The organism is Paludibaculum fermentans (assembly GCF_051172195.1).
GTDB lineage: Bacteria > Acidobacteriota > Terriglobia > Bryobacterales > Bryobacteraceae > Paludibaculum > Paludibaculum fermentans_A.
Genome location: NZ_JBPJAQ010000001.1, coordinates 4,712,221 through 4,727,512, shown reverse-complemented (window position 1 = coordinate 4,727,512; position 15,292 = coordinate 4,712,221). Strand labels below are relative to the sequence as shown.

Sequence of the window (15,292 nt, the reverse complement as noted above, 5' to 3'; positions counted from 1 at the left end):
AGGGACGAATATATAATCAAAGGGTGAAACACCTGAAACTGATCGTCCCCCTGGCCGTACTACTGCTCTCCGCCTGTTCCAAGAACATCCAGACGGACGAAGCCGTAAAGCAAGGCATCATCAAGCATTTGAGCCAGAACACCGGCTTGCAGCTGGCCAGCATGGACATCACCGTCAGCGGTGTGACCTTCAAGGACAACACAGCCGAGGCGTCTGTCTCCTTCAAGCCCAAGGGCGCGGATCCCGCCAGCGGCATGCAAATGCGCTATTCGCTGGAACGCCAGGGCTCCGAGTGGGTCGTCAAGAAGAAGGCCGATAGCGGCCACGGCGCGGCCATGCCGGGCATCAATCCCGGAGCCATGCCGGCTTCCCCACACGGCGCCACTGCTCCGGCCGCCGGCGAAATGCCGCCCAACCACCCGCCGATGGGCGCCGGAAAGATGCCGGAGAAGAAGTGAAGCGCGTCGCCGTCCTGGGCGGAGGACCGGCAGGATCCATGGCGGCCGCGGGTATCGCGGCAGCCGGATTGGACACCATCCTGCTCGACGAGAAACTCGCCTGGGAGAAGCCCTGCGGCGGCGGCATCACCTACAAAGCGTACACGCGCTACCCGTTCCTGCTCGACAACGACCGCCCCAAGAAAGTGGTCAGCGACGCCGTACTGGCTGAGCCCCGCAGCGGCTCCGTCCAGATGCGCCTTACTCAACCGCTGGTCATCTTCTCGCGCTATGACCTGAACAGCCTGCTGCTCAAGCGCGCCGAAGACTCGGGCGTCCAGATTGAGCAGGAGCGTGTCACCGGCCTCGAACGCCAGGGCAGCCGCTGGTCCATCAAAACCCGCAAGGGCGCCCTCGACGCCGATTTCGTCGTCGTGGCCACCGGCGCCCGCAACGCCCTGCGCAACGTCGGCACGGAGTGGTCGGCCGCCGACACCATGTACGCCCTGGGCTACTGGGTCGCGGACGAGCGCAGCCGCATCGATATCCAGTTCTTTCCCAACTTCGAAGGCTACATCTGGGTCTTCCCCCGCTGCGGGCACCTCTCCGTGGGCATCTGCGGCAAGGGCGAACCGGCCGCCAAAATGCGCGCCCGCCTGGAACAGTACATGCGCGAAAACGGCATCCCCGTCAAGGACGCCAAGTTCTACGGCCACATGATCCCGGCCCTGGAACGCCCCTCCTGGCGCAGCAACCGCGTCAGCGGCGAAGGCTGGATGGCTGTGGGCGACGCCGCCGGCCTGGTCGATCCCGTCACCGGCGAAGGCCTCTATTACGCCTTCCGCTCCGGCGACCTCGCCGCCCAATCCGTCCTCAACGAACAGCACGATCCAATCCAGCGGCCCGCCCTCTACCGCTCGCTCATCCACGGCGAGTTCATGGAGGATCTCACCCTCGGAGCCGGCCTCGCCAAGCGCTTCTTCATCCAGCGGATCCTGTTCTCCAGCGTGCCCGCCCGGATGATCGAGCTGATGCGCCGCAGCCCGCGCATGATGGAGATCGTGCAGGACCTCTTCTCCGGCACCCAGGGCTACCTCGACCTCAAAGCCCGCCTGCTGGCCAATCTCAACGGAACACTACTGGAAGTCTGCATGGGCTCGATGCTCGGCCATCGGGTCGTCAAGGAAGGACGCTGAGACTTGAATACCGAACGTAGCGCCCAGTTAATGGAGCGTGCCCGGAAACTGATCCCCGGCGGGGTCAACTCGCCCGTACGCGCCTTTCGCGGCGTCGGCGGCTCGCCCCGCTTCATTGAAAGCGGCGCCGGCTGCCGCATGGTCGATGTGGATGGCAACTCCTACATCGATTACGTCTGCTCGTGGGGCCCTCTCATCCTCGGCCACTGCTTCCCGCCCGTGATGAACGCCATCCGCGCGGTGCTCGAAACCGGCACCAGCTTCGGCGCCCCCACGGAACGTGAAATCGAACTCGCCGAAGAGATCTCCGCCGCCGTCCCCTCCATGGAAATGGTGCGCCTGGTGAACTCCGGCACCGAGGCCACCATGAGCGCCCTGCGCGTGGCCCGCGGCTTCACCGGCCGCGATCTCACCATCAAGTTCGAAGGCTGCTACCACGGCCACGTCGACTCCCTGCTGGTCAAGGCCGGCAGCGGCATGGCCACCCTCGGCATCGCCGACACCGCCGGCGTCCCCCGCGCCTTCGCAGAAACCACACTCGCCCTGCCCTACAACAGCGTCGAAGCCCTCGATGCCGCCTTCACCGCCCACGGCAGCGAAATTGCCGCCGTCATCGTCGAGCCCGTCGTCGGCAACATGGGCTGCGTCCCGCCCCTGCCCGGCTACCTCCAGGCCATGCAGGCCCTCTGCAATCAGCACGGAGCCCTGCTCATCTTCGACGAAGTCATGACCGGCTTCCGCGTCAGCTTCGGCGGAGCCCAGGAACTCTACGGCATCCGCCCCGACCTCTCCACCTTCGGCAAAGTCATCGGCGGCGGACTCCCCATCGCAGCCTACGGCGGACGCGCTGACATCATGAGCCGCGTCGCCCCCTCCGGCAACATCTACCAGGCCGGCACGCTCTCCGGCAATCCGCTGGCCGTCGCCTCGGGCCTCGCCATGCTCCGCTACCTCAAGGCCCACAAGGACGTCTACCAGCAGCTCGACCGCGCCGCCGCCCGCATCACCGCCGCCGCACCCGAAGGCGTCACCGTCAACCGCGTCGGCTCCATGTTCACGTTCTTCTTCGGCACCGGCCCGGTCACCAGTTGGGACACCGCCAAGACCGCCGACACCAAGCGCTTCAACGCCTTCTTCCACCACCTGCTGGACAACGGTGTCTATCTGCCGCCCTCCCAGTTCGAGGCCGGTTTCGTCAGCGCCGCCCACGACGACGAAGCAATCGACGCCACCGTGCAGGCCATCCGCTCTTTCCGCTAATGTAGCGGCATGACCCGCAGAGAAATCCTGGCCGGCGCGGCCGCCATGAGCCTCAACAACGCCGCCAAGCCGCGCAACGTGATCTTCATCCTCAGCGACGATCACCGCTACGACGCGCTGGGCTTCCTCAAAGCCCAGCCCTGGCTGGAGACGCCCCAACTCGACCGTCTCGCCTCCGAAGGCGCCCATTTCCGCAACGCCTTTGTCACCACCGCGCTCTGCTCGCCCAGCCGCGCCTCCATCCTCACCGGCGTCTACGCCCACCGCCACAAGATCGTCGACAACAACACAGCCATCCCACAGGGCACCACGTTCTTCCCGTCCCATCTCCAGAAGGCCGGCTACAAGACCGGTTTCTTCGGCAAGTGGCACATGGGGAACTCCGGCGACGCACCCCAGCCCGGCTTCGACGAATGGGTCAGCTTCCTCGGCCAGGGCACCTATCTGCCCAACCCCAACGGCCTGAACGTCAACGGGCGCAAGGTCCCGCAGAAGGGTTACATCACCGACGAACTCACCGACTATTCATTGAACTGGCTGAACACCCTGCCCAGGAATCAGCCCTACTTCATGTACCTTTCGCACAAGGCCGTCCACGCCGAGTTCGAACCCGCCGCTCGTCACAAGGGCCGCTACCAGAACGCCAAATTCATCTACCCGCCCACCATGCAGGAAACCGGCGAGATGGCCCAGAACCGTCCCATGTGGGTGCGCAACCAGCGCAACTCGTGGCACGGCGTCGACTACCCCTACCACTCGCAGCTCGACATCGCCGATTACTACAAGCGCTACGCCGAAACCCTGATGGCCGTCGACGACAGCGTCGGCCGCGTGCTCGACACCCTCAAGACCCGCGGCGAACTCGACTCCACCCTCGTCGTCTACATGGGCGACAACGGCTTTGCCTTCGGCGAGCACGGCCTCATCGACAAACGCACCGCCTATGAGGAATCCATGCGCGTGCCCCTGCTCGCCCGTTGCCCGGAACTCTTCCAAGGTGGCAAAACCGTCAATCAGGTGGTCGCTGGACTCGACATCATGCCCACCGTCCTCGACACCTGCGGCGTGCCCACACCCGCCGGCCTGGACGGCATGAGTTGGCTGCCCCTCGCCCGCGGAGAATCCATCGGCTGGCGCAAGGAACTCCTCTACGAGTACTACTGGGAGCGCAACTTCCCGCAGACCCCCACCGTCCATGCCCTGCGCGGCGACCGCTACAAGTTCATCCGCTGCCAGGGCGTCTGGGATATCGACGAACTCTACGACCTGCAGGAAGACCCGCTGGAGAGCCGCAATCTCATCAATAGCGACAACCACAAGGCCATCGCCGCCGGCATGCGCAAACGCCTCTTCGAGGTGCTCGAGCAGACCGGCGGCATGAACATCCCGGTGCAACCCGACGGCGGCAGCCAGCAGAGCCTGCGCAACCCGGATAAGGCCAAACCGGCCGAATTCCCGCCGCAGTTCATCGGCAGGCCCAAAGGCCCGGCCCGTCACCAGTAGCGCTTATTCCGCGGGCTTCGGCAATGCCTTGCGAGGCAGCATCTCGGCGCGGTTGGCTGCGTGGTACACCACCGACGCAATCACCGCGCTGGCCTGCTTCAAATCGTCCGCCGGTGCGTGATCGTACACATCCATATTGCCGTGGTGGGTCACTGAGCCGTAGTCCAGCGGATCCTGGATGAACTGGAACCCCGGCAGGCCCACCGCATCGAACGCCAGGTGGTCCGTCCCGCCCGTCGTCCGCAACGTCACCGTACTGACACCCATATCGCGGAACGGCGCCAGCCACTGCTCGAACACCGGCCTCATCGCGTCGTTGTTCTCCACATAGACGCCGCGGATCTTCCCCGCCCCGTTGTCCAGGTTGAAGTACCCGCTCATCCGACCGTGCTCCGACGTCAACTGCATCGTCTTCGGATCGGCGAAGTGTTCCTTCACATACGCGATGGAACCCAGCAGCCCCTGCTCCTCGCCCGTCCACAACACCAGCCGCACCGTACGGTCCAGCTTCAGGTTCAGCGACTTCAGGATCCGCACCACCTCCATCATCACTGCGCTGCCCGCGCCGTTGTCCGTAGCGCCCGTGCCCGCATGCCACGAATCGAAGTGCGCGCCCACCATCACCAGTTCATCCTTCTTCGCGCCGCCCGGCAGTTCGCCCACCAGGTTGAAACTGTCCACCTTCTCCTCGGTCTTCACCTTCAGCAAAACCCGCACCTTCGGCACAGTCCCGGTCTCCGCCAGTCGCACCAGCCGGTTGTAGTGCTCCGCCGTCACCACAAACGTGGGCGGGCCCATCGGGAACTCCGCTTCCTGCCGCCCGGCCTGCTCCGCCGCCGTACGTCCGTCCCGCGCCCGTCCATCGGCCATAAACACAGCCGCCGCGCCCTCGTCCTTCAGGAACTTCACCCGCTCCCCACGCAGCCCGTAGATCTGCTGGATGAATGTCTCAATCCCCTTCACCGTCAGGCTGTTGAAGAACGGCCCCAGCTTCTCGGGCTCCTCGGGCACTTCGGTCTTCGCCGGATCGTAGGCAATCTTCGGGCTGGACCCCACGGCCTTGGCCAGATCGGCCAGTTCGGCATCCGTATAGCGCTTCACCAGCCCCTGCGTCGACGGGCTCACGTCCTGCACCGGGCTCAGCAGCACCACCTTTCCGCGCAGCTTGCCCTTGTACTTCTCCTTGAACTTCGCCAGCTCCTCGGCCATCTTCTTCGGATTGAAGGAATCGCGGAATACCGCCTGCATCACCTCGCCCGTCACCGGCCCGTTCGTCCCCCCGCTCCACGCCAGCGGCACCGCCGTCAGCAATGCATAGCGCGGCTCCACCATCTCCACCGCATATTGCTCCAGTGACCAGGACCGTCCAAACGGACCCCATTTCTCCAGATGCACGTTCTGCATACCCCACGAGCTCAGCCGCTTCGACGCCCAGTCCGCCGCCTCCCGCGCTTCCGGCGACCCCGTCAGCCGCGGTCCATAGCGGTCTGTCAACCCCGCCAGCGTCTCCATCACCTTCGATCGCTCGTAGGCTTCGGCCTTGATCTGTTGGACCACCTGCAGGTCCACCCGGTCCTGTGCCTGTAGGGAAAGAAGTGCCAAACCGCAGACAGCAATCCGCAGCAACATCGAAAGACCTCCTCTTCTATGGGGATAGTATAGCGGCCTCGGGGAGATTAATCGCGGTCCAGATTCTGCTTAAACCGAAATGTGAAAGTTGCGGCAATTGCCGCAAATAACAACATGCTGATCCATACCAGCACCAGCCCCCGGCGCGGTTCCGCCCCTCGCACAGGTCCTGTGCCCGAGTCTCCGTAGACCACTCGCACCAGCAGGTGGACCTCGGCCGCCGTACGGCCCTCCATCCGGTTATCCAGCACGATCTGGTAGTGGTCCGGCTCCAGTGGCTTGTGCGAAAAGGCTCCACCGCGCGCGAACGGAGTCGACGCCTCCACCTCGTGCGCTTCCCCACGCAGCCACCGCTGCGCGTCTTCCTGCTTCAGCAGCACCACCCGCACACCCGACCCGCCTTGCAGCACCTCATACGTGCACACAATCCGCGCAGGCTCCACCGGCAGGTCGATATCCAGCGTACGGATCTTCGACGCCCCCACCTTCACCGCATCGTCGATCAGCGTCACGCTGTGCGGCGCCGCGGCCGCAGTCTTCGACGCCAACAACAATGCCAGCCACAGGCTCGTCATTTCTGCTCGTAAACCACCTTGCCCCCAACCACGGTCAGGCGCACCTTCGTCTTCACAATATCCAAAACCGGAGCCGTCATGATGTCGTGATCCAGAATCACGAAATCGGCCAGCTTGCCCACTTCCAGCGAACCCTTGATCTTCTCCTCAAAAGCCGCATACGCCCCGGTCAGCGTCCAACTCTCCAGCGCCTGCGCCCGGCTCATCCGCTGCTCCGGAGTCCAGCCCCCCGGCGGCTGCCCCGTCACATCCTGCCGCGTGATCGCCGCATACAGCCCCAGCATCGGATTCGGCTCTTCCACCGGAAAGTCGCTGCCGTTCGCCACCGGGACGCCCGCCTTCAGAAACCGCTGCCAGGCATAGGCGCCTGCCACACGATCCGGCCCCACCCGCTTATCGATCCAGCGCATGTCCGACGTCGCATGAGTCGCCTGCACCGACGCAATCACCGAGTTGTCCGCAAACAATTTGAAGTCCGGCAGCGAGATCACCTGCGCGTGCTCCACCCGGAACCGCTTGTCGTTCTTGCCCTGCAGCGCGGCCGCATAGGCATCCAGCACCGTCCGGTTCGCCCGGTCGCCAATGGCGTGCGTACACACCTGGAACCCGCGCGCCGCGGCCTGCTTCGCCACCCGCTCGATGTCTTCCTTCGTCGTCATCATCAGGCCGGAGTTCGCCTTGTCATCTGTATACGGCTGCCACAGCGCCGCGCCGCGCGACCCCAACGCCCCGTCCGCATACAATTTGATCGCCCGCACCGTCAGGTAGCTGCCAATCTCGGGACCCTTCTCCAGATACTGCTTCCACAGCGGACCCTCGCCGCCGATCATCGCCCACACCCGCATCGGCATCTTGCCTTCCGCAATCAGTTCCTTGTACGCCCGCAGGTCGGCATCGCTCACACCCGCGTCGTGCACACCCGTCAGGCCCAGCCGCGCACACTCGGCAGCCGCCAGTTCCAACTGCTTCTTGATCTGCGCGAAAGTTGGCGGTGGGATCTTTGACCGCACCAGCCCTTGCGCCCGGTCCACCAGGATGCCCGTCGCCTTGCCCTGCGCGTCCCGCAATATCTTGCCGCCCGCCGGATCCGGAGTCTTGTCGTCAATCCCCGCCAGCGCCAGCGCCTTCGAGTTCGCCCAGCCCGCATGGCCGTCCACGCGCGTCAGGAACACAGGCCGGTCCGCCACCACCGCATCCAGGTCCTTCGCGCTCGGGAATACCCCGCCCCAGTTCGTCTGGTCCCAGTTCCGGCCCACCACCCATTCGCCCGCCGGCCGGCCCGCCGCCTGTTGCTTCACATACTCAGCAATCTCCGCCACGGTCTTCACATGCCGCAGGTCGCGCGACTCCAGCAAGCCGCCCAGCCCGCGCATGTGGCCGTGCGAATCAATCAGCCCCGGGAACAGCGCCGCGCCATGCGCATCAATGCGCCGCGTGTTCGGACCGGCAAAGGAGCTCACGTCCGCGCCCACCGCCAGGATCTTTTCCCCGGCCACGGCAATCGCTTTCGCCGCGGGCATGGCGGGATTCACCGTGTAAATTCGTGCGTTTTCAACAATCAGGTCAGCCTTCTGCGCGACGGCCGGAACAACCAGAACCAGCCCCAACAGGGCTACAATAGGCAGCATGGATGACAGTATGGCACACGGGGATCTGACCGCCCCCGCGCTGCAAACCTCGGTTTGGCAGTATTGGGTCGGAACCGTGAGCGCCTTCCTGCTGGCCCTGTTGTTCCTCGTCGCGGGCGTCTGGAAACTCAGCGATCCGTTCGCCACGGAAACCCGCATGGTGCAGGCCCTCATCCCCACCCAACTGGCACTGGCTACCGCGCTGGCCGCCGGCATCGCCGAGGTGTGGAGCGGCGTGATGCTCCTCGTCCCCCGCTGGCGCAAATGGGGCGCCTGGCTCAGCGGCTTCATGCTGCTCGCCTTCATGGTCTATTTCGCGGTTTTCTACCAGCAGCTCCAGGGCGCCGATTGCAGTTGCTTCCCCTGGCTCAAGCGCGTAGTCGGCCCCGGCTTCTTCATCAGCGACGCCGCCATGCTCCTGCTCGCCCTGGCCGCCGCCCGCTGGTCCAGCACCTCTCACGGCCTGAAACAGGCTTCCATCGTGCTCGCCGCCATCGTCGTCTTCGCGGGCGCCATCTACGGAGTCACCGCCGCCCGCCACACCGGCACCAAAGCCCCCGCCCGCATTACCGTCGATGGCAAGGCGTTCTCGACCTCCGAAGGCCGCATCTTCCTCTTTTTCTTCGATCCGGAGTGCATGCACTGCTTCGCCGCCGCGCAGCAGATGTCCAAATACACCTGGAAGGATGTCAAGGTGGTGGTCGTCCCCACTGTCCATCCCCAGTATTCGGAAGGCTTCCTGAAAGACACGGGCCTCAAAGCCGGCATCTCGCCCGACATCAACATCCTCCGCCAGACCTTTGCGTTCAAGACCGATCCGCCCTACGGCGTCGCCCTCGAACGCGGCCGGCAGGTGGGCGCTTACCCGTTCTTCGATGATAAGGACCCCGTCGCCGGCCTCAAGAAGCTCGGCTGGCTGCCTTAATCGACCGGCTCAACCCACCGGCGGTAAGGGTTCCTCGGCCGTCAAAAGCGGTCCCGGCAGCACAGGCTCCGGCCTCTTTTCCAAACTCTCCGGCAACGCCGGCAGAAACAACATCAACGCCGCGGCCCCAACCGTGAGCACCGCCAGCTTCATGATCATTCCTCCATAGGAGGACGCGGAATCGAACGCCCGGCCCATCAGGATCGGTCCAATCGCGCCCGCTATCGCATACGACGTCCAGGTCAGTCCATACAGGGTTGAGAACGAGCGCAGCCCGAAGTACCGCGACAACAGGAACGGCGTGACGTCCGCCTCCCCGCCCATCCCGAATCCAATCAGCGCGGCGGCCACGATACCGGTCTCCAGGGTCCGCGCGCCGGCCAGTACAAACACGCCGCCCGCGGCCATCGCCAGCAGCACAAACCCGACCTTCGGCGCGGCAAAACGGTCCAGCAGCCAGCCCGTGATCATACGTCCGGCAAAGGCCGCGAAGCCCATCGCCGACACCGCCAGCGCCGCCCGGCCCGAATCCACACCCCGATCCGTCAGCAGCGCAGGCAAATGCGTAATCATCCCGTTCTGGCTGATCGAGGCCAGGAATAACACCACGGCCAGGATCCAGAACGCCCGCGACTTCAAGCCTTCGCTCCACTCCACGCCGGTCTGCGCGTCTCCCGCCGGCTTGCGCGAAGCCGGGTTCTCGCGCACCATGAACGCCACCGTAGGCAGCCCCACCAGCAACACCAGGCCGCCCAGCACCGCAAACGCCCAGCGCCAACCGAAGTGCAGGATCAATGCCTGTGCCGCCGGAGGCCACGCCACGGCGCCCACCGTCCCGCCGGTCAGCATCATCGCCAGCGCCAGGCCGCGACGCTGGTCAAACCAACTGCTGATCGCCCGCGCGTACGCCAGCATGGCCGTACCATTGCCCACCGCCCCAATCAGCACAAACATCGCATAGAGGTGCCACAAGCGCGGACTCAGTTGCGACAGCGCCGCAAAGGCCAGTCCGAAGACCGTTACACACGGCACAATCACACGCCGCGGCCCATACCGGTCCAACAACCGGCCCAGCAGCGGCGAACAGACCGCCACCGTCATCGCCGCGAAACCAAACGCCATCGACACCGCTTCCCGCGACCAGCCGAACTCCGCGCTCAATGGCTTCAGGAAGATCCCAAAGGTGTACACCAGCAGCGAAGCGAAGCCCGTCAGCACCCCAACGGACGACGCAAAGACGACCCGCCAGCCAGGATAGCCGGCCGAGCCTTCGCCGCTGTCTCTACTTTCTGACATAGCCCATTCCAGCCGACCTCTTGCCACCCATCCGGTGCGCCTCGTCCGACAACGCATGCACCCCGCTGGCGTCGATCCAGCGGTTATAGAAGTTGAACAACGCGCACACCGTAATGGCGTAGTAGATCGCTTCGTCGTCGTAGCCCACCGCGAGCAGCGGCGCCATGTCCGCCGCCGTCATCTGCGGCGACTGGTGGTTCACCTTGTCGACGAAACGGAACAACTCCTTCTCCTTGTCATCCAGTTGCGACGTCTCGAGATCCTGCAGCAGGCTCGTGACAAACGCTTCGCCCTGCAGCCCGGGACGCTCCTGCTCCAACAAAACCGCCGCGACCGCGGCGTGCGACTTCAGTCAAAACGGGCAGTGATTGCGCGCCGACGTATAGGCCGCAATCAGCTCCCTCACCCCCGGGCTCAACGGACCCGGCTCGCGCAGCATCTCCTGCGTAAACCGCGCCAGGTGCGTCGTCGCCTCCGGCTTGAACGCGAACATGTGCCAGATCTGCGGATACTCCGCCCCCGACGCCTGCATCATTCGGATGCTGTCCAGGTAGGCGCTCGGCTGGGGGTTGTTCTCCACCCCCGGCAGGAACATCGGCTCCATCGGAGACTTCGGCTTCTCGGAATCGCTCATCGCTTGCTCCCCACTCTAGAAATTCAGCTTCAGCGCAAACTGCATCAGCCTCGGCGGAGCCGCGCTGAAAATGCGCCCGAAATTCGTTGAATTCAAATCCGATACCGGCAGACCGAAGTTCGCGTGGTTCGCCACATTGAATGACTCGGCCCGGAACTGCAACCGCATGGTCTCGGTCATCCGGAAGTTCCGCACCAGCGAAACGTCGAAGTTCGTCACCGCCGGGCCCCGGCCCGTGTTGCGGCCCGCGTTCCCAAACTGGCCCGCCCGCGTCACGGGATCCAGCCGCACAAAGGCAGACCGGCTCATCCACGCATCCACCGTCCGCGGCCCCGCATTCGGGTCGCTCACCGCATCCGGGCGGCTGGCCGCGAAGCCGGAGATCGGCGGGCTATTGGCCTGTAGTGAGACGTTCGTTGAATCCGAAATCGTGAACGGCGTCGGGGTATTGTGAATCGCGATCAGGTTCAACTGCCAGCCGTTCACGGCGTGCCGCACCGCCGCCGGCGCACTCTTGCGCACCTTCGGCTCCCAGCTTCCGCTGGCCACAAACCGCTGCCGCGCGTCGAACAGCGACGGACCGTGCTCCGCCGCCAGGTTGAAGGGATTCTGCGCCAGGTCGTTCTCGCCTGAAAGCGGCTTGGCCGCCGCCCCCGACAGGTTCATCGCCGACAGGTAGTCCAGCGACTTCGAATACCAGTAGGAGACGTTGAACCCGAAGCCGCCGTTGTAGCGCCGCGAGAGGCTCGCCTGCGCCGCATGATAGGTCGAGTTCGTGATGTTCGACAGCATCGCAATGGTCGAGAAGTCGCAGGAGCCGCCGTCGGCCGGGCAGTTCGCATACACCCGCCGCCGGTCGGCATTCTGCGCCGTGGCCCCGGGTCCGTATACAGCCGGGTTGGCCTCGATGTTGCGCGGCAGCCGCGTCCCTTTCGAGCCCACATACCGCACCTCCACCAGATACTGCGACCACAGCGATCGCTGCACACTGAAGTTCCAGTTCTGCGCGTAGGGCGGCCGGGCCGTCGGGTCAATCGCGAAGACGGTGGAGGGCCGCACAAACGTGTCGGCCGGAGGATACACGCGTCCGGCGTAAGGATCCGCGAAGTTCAGCCCGGCCCCACTGTACTGGTTGAACTGCGCCCACGGCAGCGAGCTGACCGGACCCTGCGAAGCCGTGCCTGAGCCGTTCTGGAACTGGTCGTAGAACAGTCCATAGCTCGAACGGATCGACCACTGCCCCTGCCCCGTCGGATCCCACGCAAAGCCCACTCTCGGCATCCAGCCGTTGTAGCTCTGCGCAATCCCTTCGGCGATGCCGCGGTCGCCCGGGAACAGCAGCCCCTTCGGCGCATCCGGCCGCACCGTCGACTGCACGCCCGGCACAAACGCATTCACCCGCTGCCGCAGTTCCCTGATCGGGTTCAGCCGCTCATAGCGCACGCCGTAGTTCAACGTGAGGTGCCGCGAGATCCGCCACTCGTCCTGCGCATAGAGATTGGTGCCCCACATCCGTAGCCCGCGATGGAAGTCGCCCAGCCCCTGGTAGAACGTCACCGGCCCGCCCAGCAGCAGGTTCGCAATCGCGTTGTTCGTCGGGAAGGTGGAGGCGAAGACATAGAAGGCGTTCGGAGCGATGGCCTGGAACATATTCAATTGCGTCCGGACGAACCCGCCCCCAAACTTCAGCGAGTGCGCGCCGTGGAACCACGACAGCCCCTCCTGCACCTCGTAGCTGTTCTGCACCGAGTCGCGCGGCCCCGTAATCGCCCCGCCAATCGGCGAGTAGCCGCTGATATTGAAGAACGGCGGCCCCTGCCCCAGGTCGGACGCCGAGTTGTACTTGAACCCGAGAGCGCTGGGCGGCGTCCGGTTCAACCGCGTGTCGAAATCGAAGCTGTACCGGAAGAAGGTCAGGCGCAGCGAATTGCTCAACGCCGGAGTGAAGACATGCGTACTGGCCAGCGCCGCCGAGTGCGTCGTGATATCGTTCCGCGTCGGGAAGCCCGGCACCTCAGACCCGCGCACCGAGATCGGATTGATGTCGTAGCCGCCCGAGAACGAATACCGCACCGACACCTGATCCTTCGCCGTCGCCACCAGGTCCAGGCGTCCGCCCGCCTGGTCGAAGAAGTTCGTCGCCACAACAGTCGCCCGGTAGATCGAGGGAGAAATGTTGCCGATGGGATAGAGGTTGACCACGTTCAAAGCCACGGGATTCAGCGCCTGCACCGGGATCTTGTTGCCGGGAATCGGCACGCCGCCCGCAGCGAAATTGATCAGTTGCACCCCTAGGTCGGAGAAGTCGCCGTTGTGCTGTTGCGCCGTCGGCACGGTGGCCGAATTGGTAAACCCCTGCTTATTGCGAAAGCCCTCGTAATAGCCAAAGAAGAACAGCTTGTCTTTCTTCAACGGACCGCCCACCGTCCCGCCAAACTGGTTCTGCTTCAGCGGCTCCACATCCTGCGAGAAGAAGTTGCGCGCGTCCAGCCGGTCGTTTCGCAGGAACTCATACACACCGCCATGAAACTGATTCCCGCCGGACCGTGTCACGACACTTGTGGTCGCTCCGCTCGTGCCGCCATACTCCGGCGGTGCGCTCTGCGTCAGAATCCGGAACTCCGCAATCGCGTCCACCGGGATCTTCAACGCATACCCGCCGTCCATGCGGTTGATGTTCTGTGCCCCATCCAGCAGGTAGAGATTCGACTCCGGCCGCATCCCGTTCACCGCATACGCCTGCCCCTGCCGCAGCGAACCGCCCGCTGTCGCCACGCCGGCGGTCAGCGGAGCCACCCCCGTCTGCAGCAGCCCCAATTGCGTGAAGTTGCGGCCGTTCAGCGGCAGGTCCAGCACCTCGCGCCCGCTCACCACCTTGCCCAAAGTATTCGTCGTCGTGTCCACCACCTGGGCATCGCCGGTCACCGTCACCGTTTCGTGCACGCTGGCCAGGTCGAGCTCAATGTCCACGCGCAGCGTGCTGCTGACATTCACCTGGACCGGCGTCTGCGTGTACTTCGAGAACTGCGGCGCCTCGGCCGTCAGGGTGTAGGTCCCCACCGGCAGCGGCGGAAACCGGAACAACCCGCCCTGCAACGAGATCGTCTCCTGGACGAGGCCGGTGGTCAGGTTCCTCACAGCCACGTGCGCGTTACCGATCATGCTGGCAGACCGGTCCGTGACGCGGCCCTCCACAACTCCGGTAGGGTCCTGTCCCCACGCGGCTGCGAATAGAGATAGAGGGATGAGGAGAGCAGACTTAGACCAGAAAGATGTCATGAATTGGAGCCCGTCGAAGCAATGGGTCTGATACTACACGGGAAAACACGGAATCAGCAATATGCGGTTTCTACTAGTGTGGAAGGGGGATGGCGGGCCAAAAAGGAAACGAGCCGTGGCGGGGCGGCCACGGCTCGTCTCGTTCGAACTTTGGATTGGTAAATCTTAGCTGCTGCGGCGGCGCCGAGCCAGCCAAAGCAAGCCAGCCAGGCCGCTGCCCATCAGGGCATACGAGCTGGGTTCAGGCACGGCCGAGAAGTTGCCCTGCGCCTGGAAGAAGGCGGTCTGCGCCAGGGTCGTGTGCAAGGTGGTGGTCGGTGAGCTGCCACCGCCAAATGTCAGTGCGATCTGGGCGCCGCCAATCTCGGAGCCGTTGACCGACGACGCCTCGGTCGCTAGCGCCGCGTTGGCAACCGTGATGCCGGCGTTCGTCAGGTTGCACTGGACCAACTGGAAGCCAGTCTTGCCCGCGCAGCTCTGCAGCGGAGTGAGGTTGGCGGTGCCATCCACGTCCAGATCGAACGTAAAGGCCCCGGAGGCCGCATTGAACCCGGAGAAAACGATCGCCAGAGCACCGGCGCCGTCACGCGAAGCCGTCGTGTTCGGAGTCAGTCCGGTAGCGGTCGCTCCGCCGCCGGTTTTCTGGAAATCCTGCGAAGTCAGATAGCCGAAACCACCTGCCTGTGTGTCAAAAAAGTACGTGGCAGGCAGTGTAATGACTAACTGCTGCAATTCGAGTGCGGGATCGCTGGATGAAAAACCGACCGACCATGCACCGAGAATCCCGCCAGTGAAGTGCACCTGACCATTGATGCTCGACGCCTGCGCGACCGACGCAAGCGCAAAGGCAGTCACGCAAAGGGCCGAAACCCTTCGCAAACCATTAAATTTCATTTACTTCCCCTCCAGGAGTAGTGTGTTTATTTGCCC

General features: G+C 64.4%; 13 protein-coding genes. 5 read left to right on the top strand and 8 right to left on the bottom strand.

Translation table 11 applies throughout. From position 1 onward, the window contains the following. The first annotated feature begins 23 nt into the window (after positions 1 to 23). Genes ACR9Y2_RS19015 through ACR9Y2_RS19000 form a run of 4 tightly spaced genes read left to right on the top strand, consistent with a single transcriptional unit; the run spans position 24 to position 4,396 of the window. Complete coding sequence (locus ACR9Y2_RS19015; protein ID WP_435043163.1) at positions 24 to 458, top strand: hypothetical protein; 435 nt, start codon at positions 24 to 26, stop codon at positions 456 to 458. Beyond that, the gene (locus ACR9Y2_RS19010; protein WP_435043161.1) at positions 455 to 1,633 is read left to right on the top strand and encodes an NAD(P)/FAD-dependent oxidoreductase; all 1,179 of its coding nucleotides are present in this window, start codon (positions 455 to 457) and stop codon (positions 1,631 to 1,633) included. Before ACR9Y2_RS19015 ends, ACR9Y2_RS19010 begins: the two co-directional genes overlap by 4 nt. A 3-nt stretch (positions 1,634 to 1,636) precedes the next feature. Then, the gene (gene hemL, locus ACR9Y2_RS19005) at positions 1,637 to 2,893 is read left to right on the top strand and encodes a glutamate-1-semialdehyde 2,1-aminomutase (RefSeq protein WP_435043160.1); all 1,257 of its coding nucleotides are present in this window, start codon (positions 1,637 to 1,639) and stop codon (positions 2,891 to 2,893) included. Between the two features lie 9 nt (positions 2,894 to 2,902). Continuing rightward, complete coding sequence (locus ACR9Y2_RS19000; RefSeq protein ID WP_435043159.1) at positions 2,903 to 4,396, top strand: sulfatase family protein; 1,494 nt, start codon at positions 2,903 to 2,905, stop codon at positions 4,394 to 4,396. A 3-nt stretch (positions 4,397 to 4,399) separates the two neighbouring features. On the opposite strand, the gene ACR9Y2_RS18995 is transcribed toward ACR9Y2_RS19000, so the two are convergent. From ACR9Y2_RS18995 to ACR9Y2_RS18985, 3 genes are read right to left on the bottom strand one after another with little or no spacing between them, the layout of a single operon-like run. Then, complete coding sequence (locus ACR9Y2_RS18995) at positions 4,400 to 6,025, bottom strand: M20/M25/M40 family metallo-hydrolase (protein WP_435043158.1); 1,626 nt, start codon at positions 6,023 to 6,025, stop codon at positions 4,400 to 4,402. Between the two features lie 47 nt (positions 6,026 to 6,072). Continuing rightward, complete coding sequence (locus ACR9Y2_RS18990) at positions 6,073 to 6,600, bottom strand: hypothetical protein (protein WP_435043157.1); 528 nt, start codon at positions 6,598 to 6,600, stop codon at positions 6,073 to 6,075. Beyond that, the gene (locus ACR9Y2_RS18985; protein WP_435043156.1) at positions 6,597 to 8,228 is read right to left on the bottom strand and encodes an amidohydrolase; all 1,632 of its coding nucleotides are present in this window, start codon (positions 8,226 to 8,228) and stop codon (positions 6,597 to 6,599) included. The genes ACR9Y2_RS18990 and ACR9Y2_RS18985 overlap by 4 nt, the downstream gene beginning before the upstream one ends. A 10-nt stretch (positions 8,229 to 8,238) precedes the next feature. Here ACR9Y2_RS18985 and ACR9Y2_RS18980 point away from each other — a divergent pair, with 10 nt between their 5' ends. Further along, positions 8,239 to 9,153 carry a MauE/DoxX family redox-associated membrane protein gene (locus ACR9Y2_RS18980; protein WP_435043155.1) on the top strand — a complete coding sequence of 305 codons (915 nt, stop codon included), beginning with the start codon at positions 8,239 to 8,241 and terminating at the stop codon, positions 9,151 to 9,153. A 9-nt stretch (positions 9,154 to 9,162) separates the two neighbouring features. Here the strand turns inward: ACR9Y2_RS18980 and ACR9Y2_RS18975 are convergent, their stop codons facing one another. From ACR9Y2_RS18975 to ACR9Y2_RS18955, 5 genes are all read right to left on the bottom strand, one after another. Then, complete coding sequence (locus tag ACR9Y2_RS18975) at positions 9,163 to 10,449, bottom strand: MFS transporter (protein WP_435043154.1); 1,287 nt, start codon at positions 10,447 to 10,449, stop codon at positions 9,163 to 9,165. Beyond that, a complete protein-coding gene (locus ACR9Y2_RS18970) occupies positions 10,436 to 10,768 on the bottom strand; it encodes a carboxymuconolactone decarboxylase family protein (protein ID WP_435043153.1) in 333 nt (110 codons plus the stop codon). Before ACR9Y2_RS18970 ends, ACR9Y2_RS18975 begins: the two co-directional genes overlap by 14 nt. 33 nt (positions 10,769 to 10,801) lie before the next feature. Beyond that, positions 10,802 to 11,083 carry a peroxidase gene (locus tag ACR9Y2_RS18965; protein ID WP_435043152.1) on the bottom strand — a complete coding sequence of 94 codons (282 nt, stop codon included), beginning with the start codon at positions 11,081 to 11,083 and terminating at the stop codon, positions 10,802 to 10,804. 15 nt (positions 11,084 to 11,098) lie between these two features. After that, complete coding sequence (locus tag ACR9Y2_RS18960; protein ID WP_435043151.1) at positions 11,099 to 14,362, bottom strand: TonB-dependent receptor domain-containing protein; 3,264 nt, start codon at positions 14,360 to 14,362, stop codon at positions 11,099 to 11,101. A 165-nt stretch (positions 14,363 to 14,527) separates the two neighbouring features. Continuing rightward, positions 14,528 to 15,256, bottom strand: coding sequence for a PEP-CTERM sorting domain-containing protein (locus ACR9Y2_RS18955; RefSeq protein ID WP_435043150.1), 729 nt, complete (start codon positions 15,254 to 15,256; stop codon positions 14,528 to 14,530). Between the last annotated feature and the right edge of the window lie 36 nt (positions 15,257 to 15,292).

Bases quoted from the DNA above. Each gene is read 5' to 3' on its own strand.
- ACR9Y2_RS19000 (WP_435043159.1), top strand. From the start codon at position 2,903: ATGACCCGCAGAGAAATCCTGGCCGGCGCGGCCGCCATGAGCCTCAAC.
- ACR9Y2_RS18995 (WP_435043158.1), bottom strand. From the start codon at position 6,025: ATGTTGCTGCGGATTGCTGTCTGCGGTTTGGCACTTCTTTCCCTACAG.
- ACR9Y2_RS18990 (WP_435043157.1), bottom strand. From the start codon at position 6,600: ATGACGAGCCTGTGGCTGGCATTGTTGTTGGCGTCGAAGACTGCGGCC.
- ACR9Y2_RS18985 (WP_435043156.1), bottom strand. From the start codon at position 8,228: ATGCTGCCTATTGTAGCCCTGTTGGGGCTGGTTCTGGTTGTTCCGGCC.
- ACR9Y2_RS18980 (WP_435043155.1), top strand. From the start codon at position 8,239: ATGGCACACGGGGATCTGACCGCCCCCGCGCTGCAAACCTCGGTTTGG.
- ACR9Y2_RS18975 (WP_435043154.1), bottom strand. From the start codon at position 10,449: ATGTCAGAAAGTAGAGACAGCGGCGAAGGCTCGGCCGGCTATCCTGGC.
- ACR9Y2_RS18965 (WP_435043152.1), bottom strand. From the start codon at position 11,083: ATGAGCGATTCCGAGAAGCCGAAGTCTCCGATGGAGCCGATGTTCCTG.
- ACR9Y2_RS18960 (WP_435043151.1), bottom strand. From the start codon at position 14,362: ATGACATCTTTCTGGTCTAAGTCTGCTCTCCTCATCCCTCTATCTCTA.
- ACR9Y2_RS18955 (WP_435043150.1), bottom strand. From the start codon at position 15,256: ATGAAATTTAATGGTTTGCGAAGGGTTTCGGCCCTTTGCGTGACTGCC.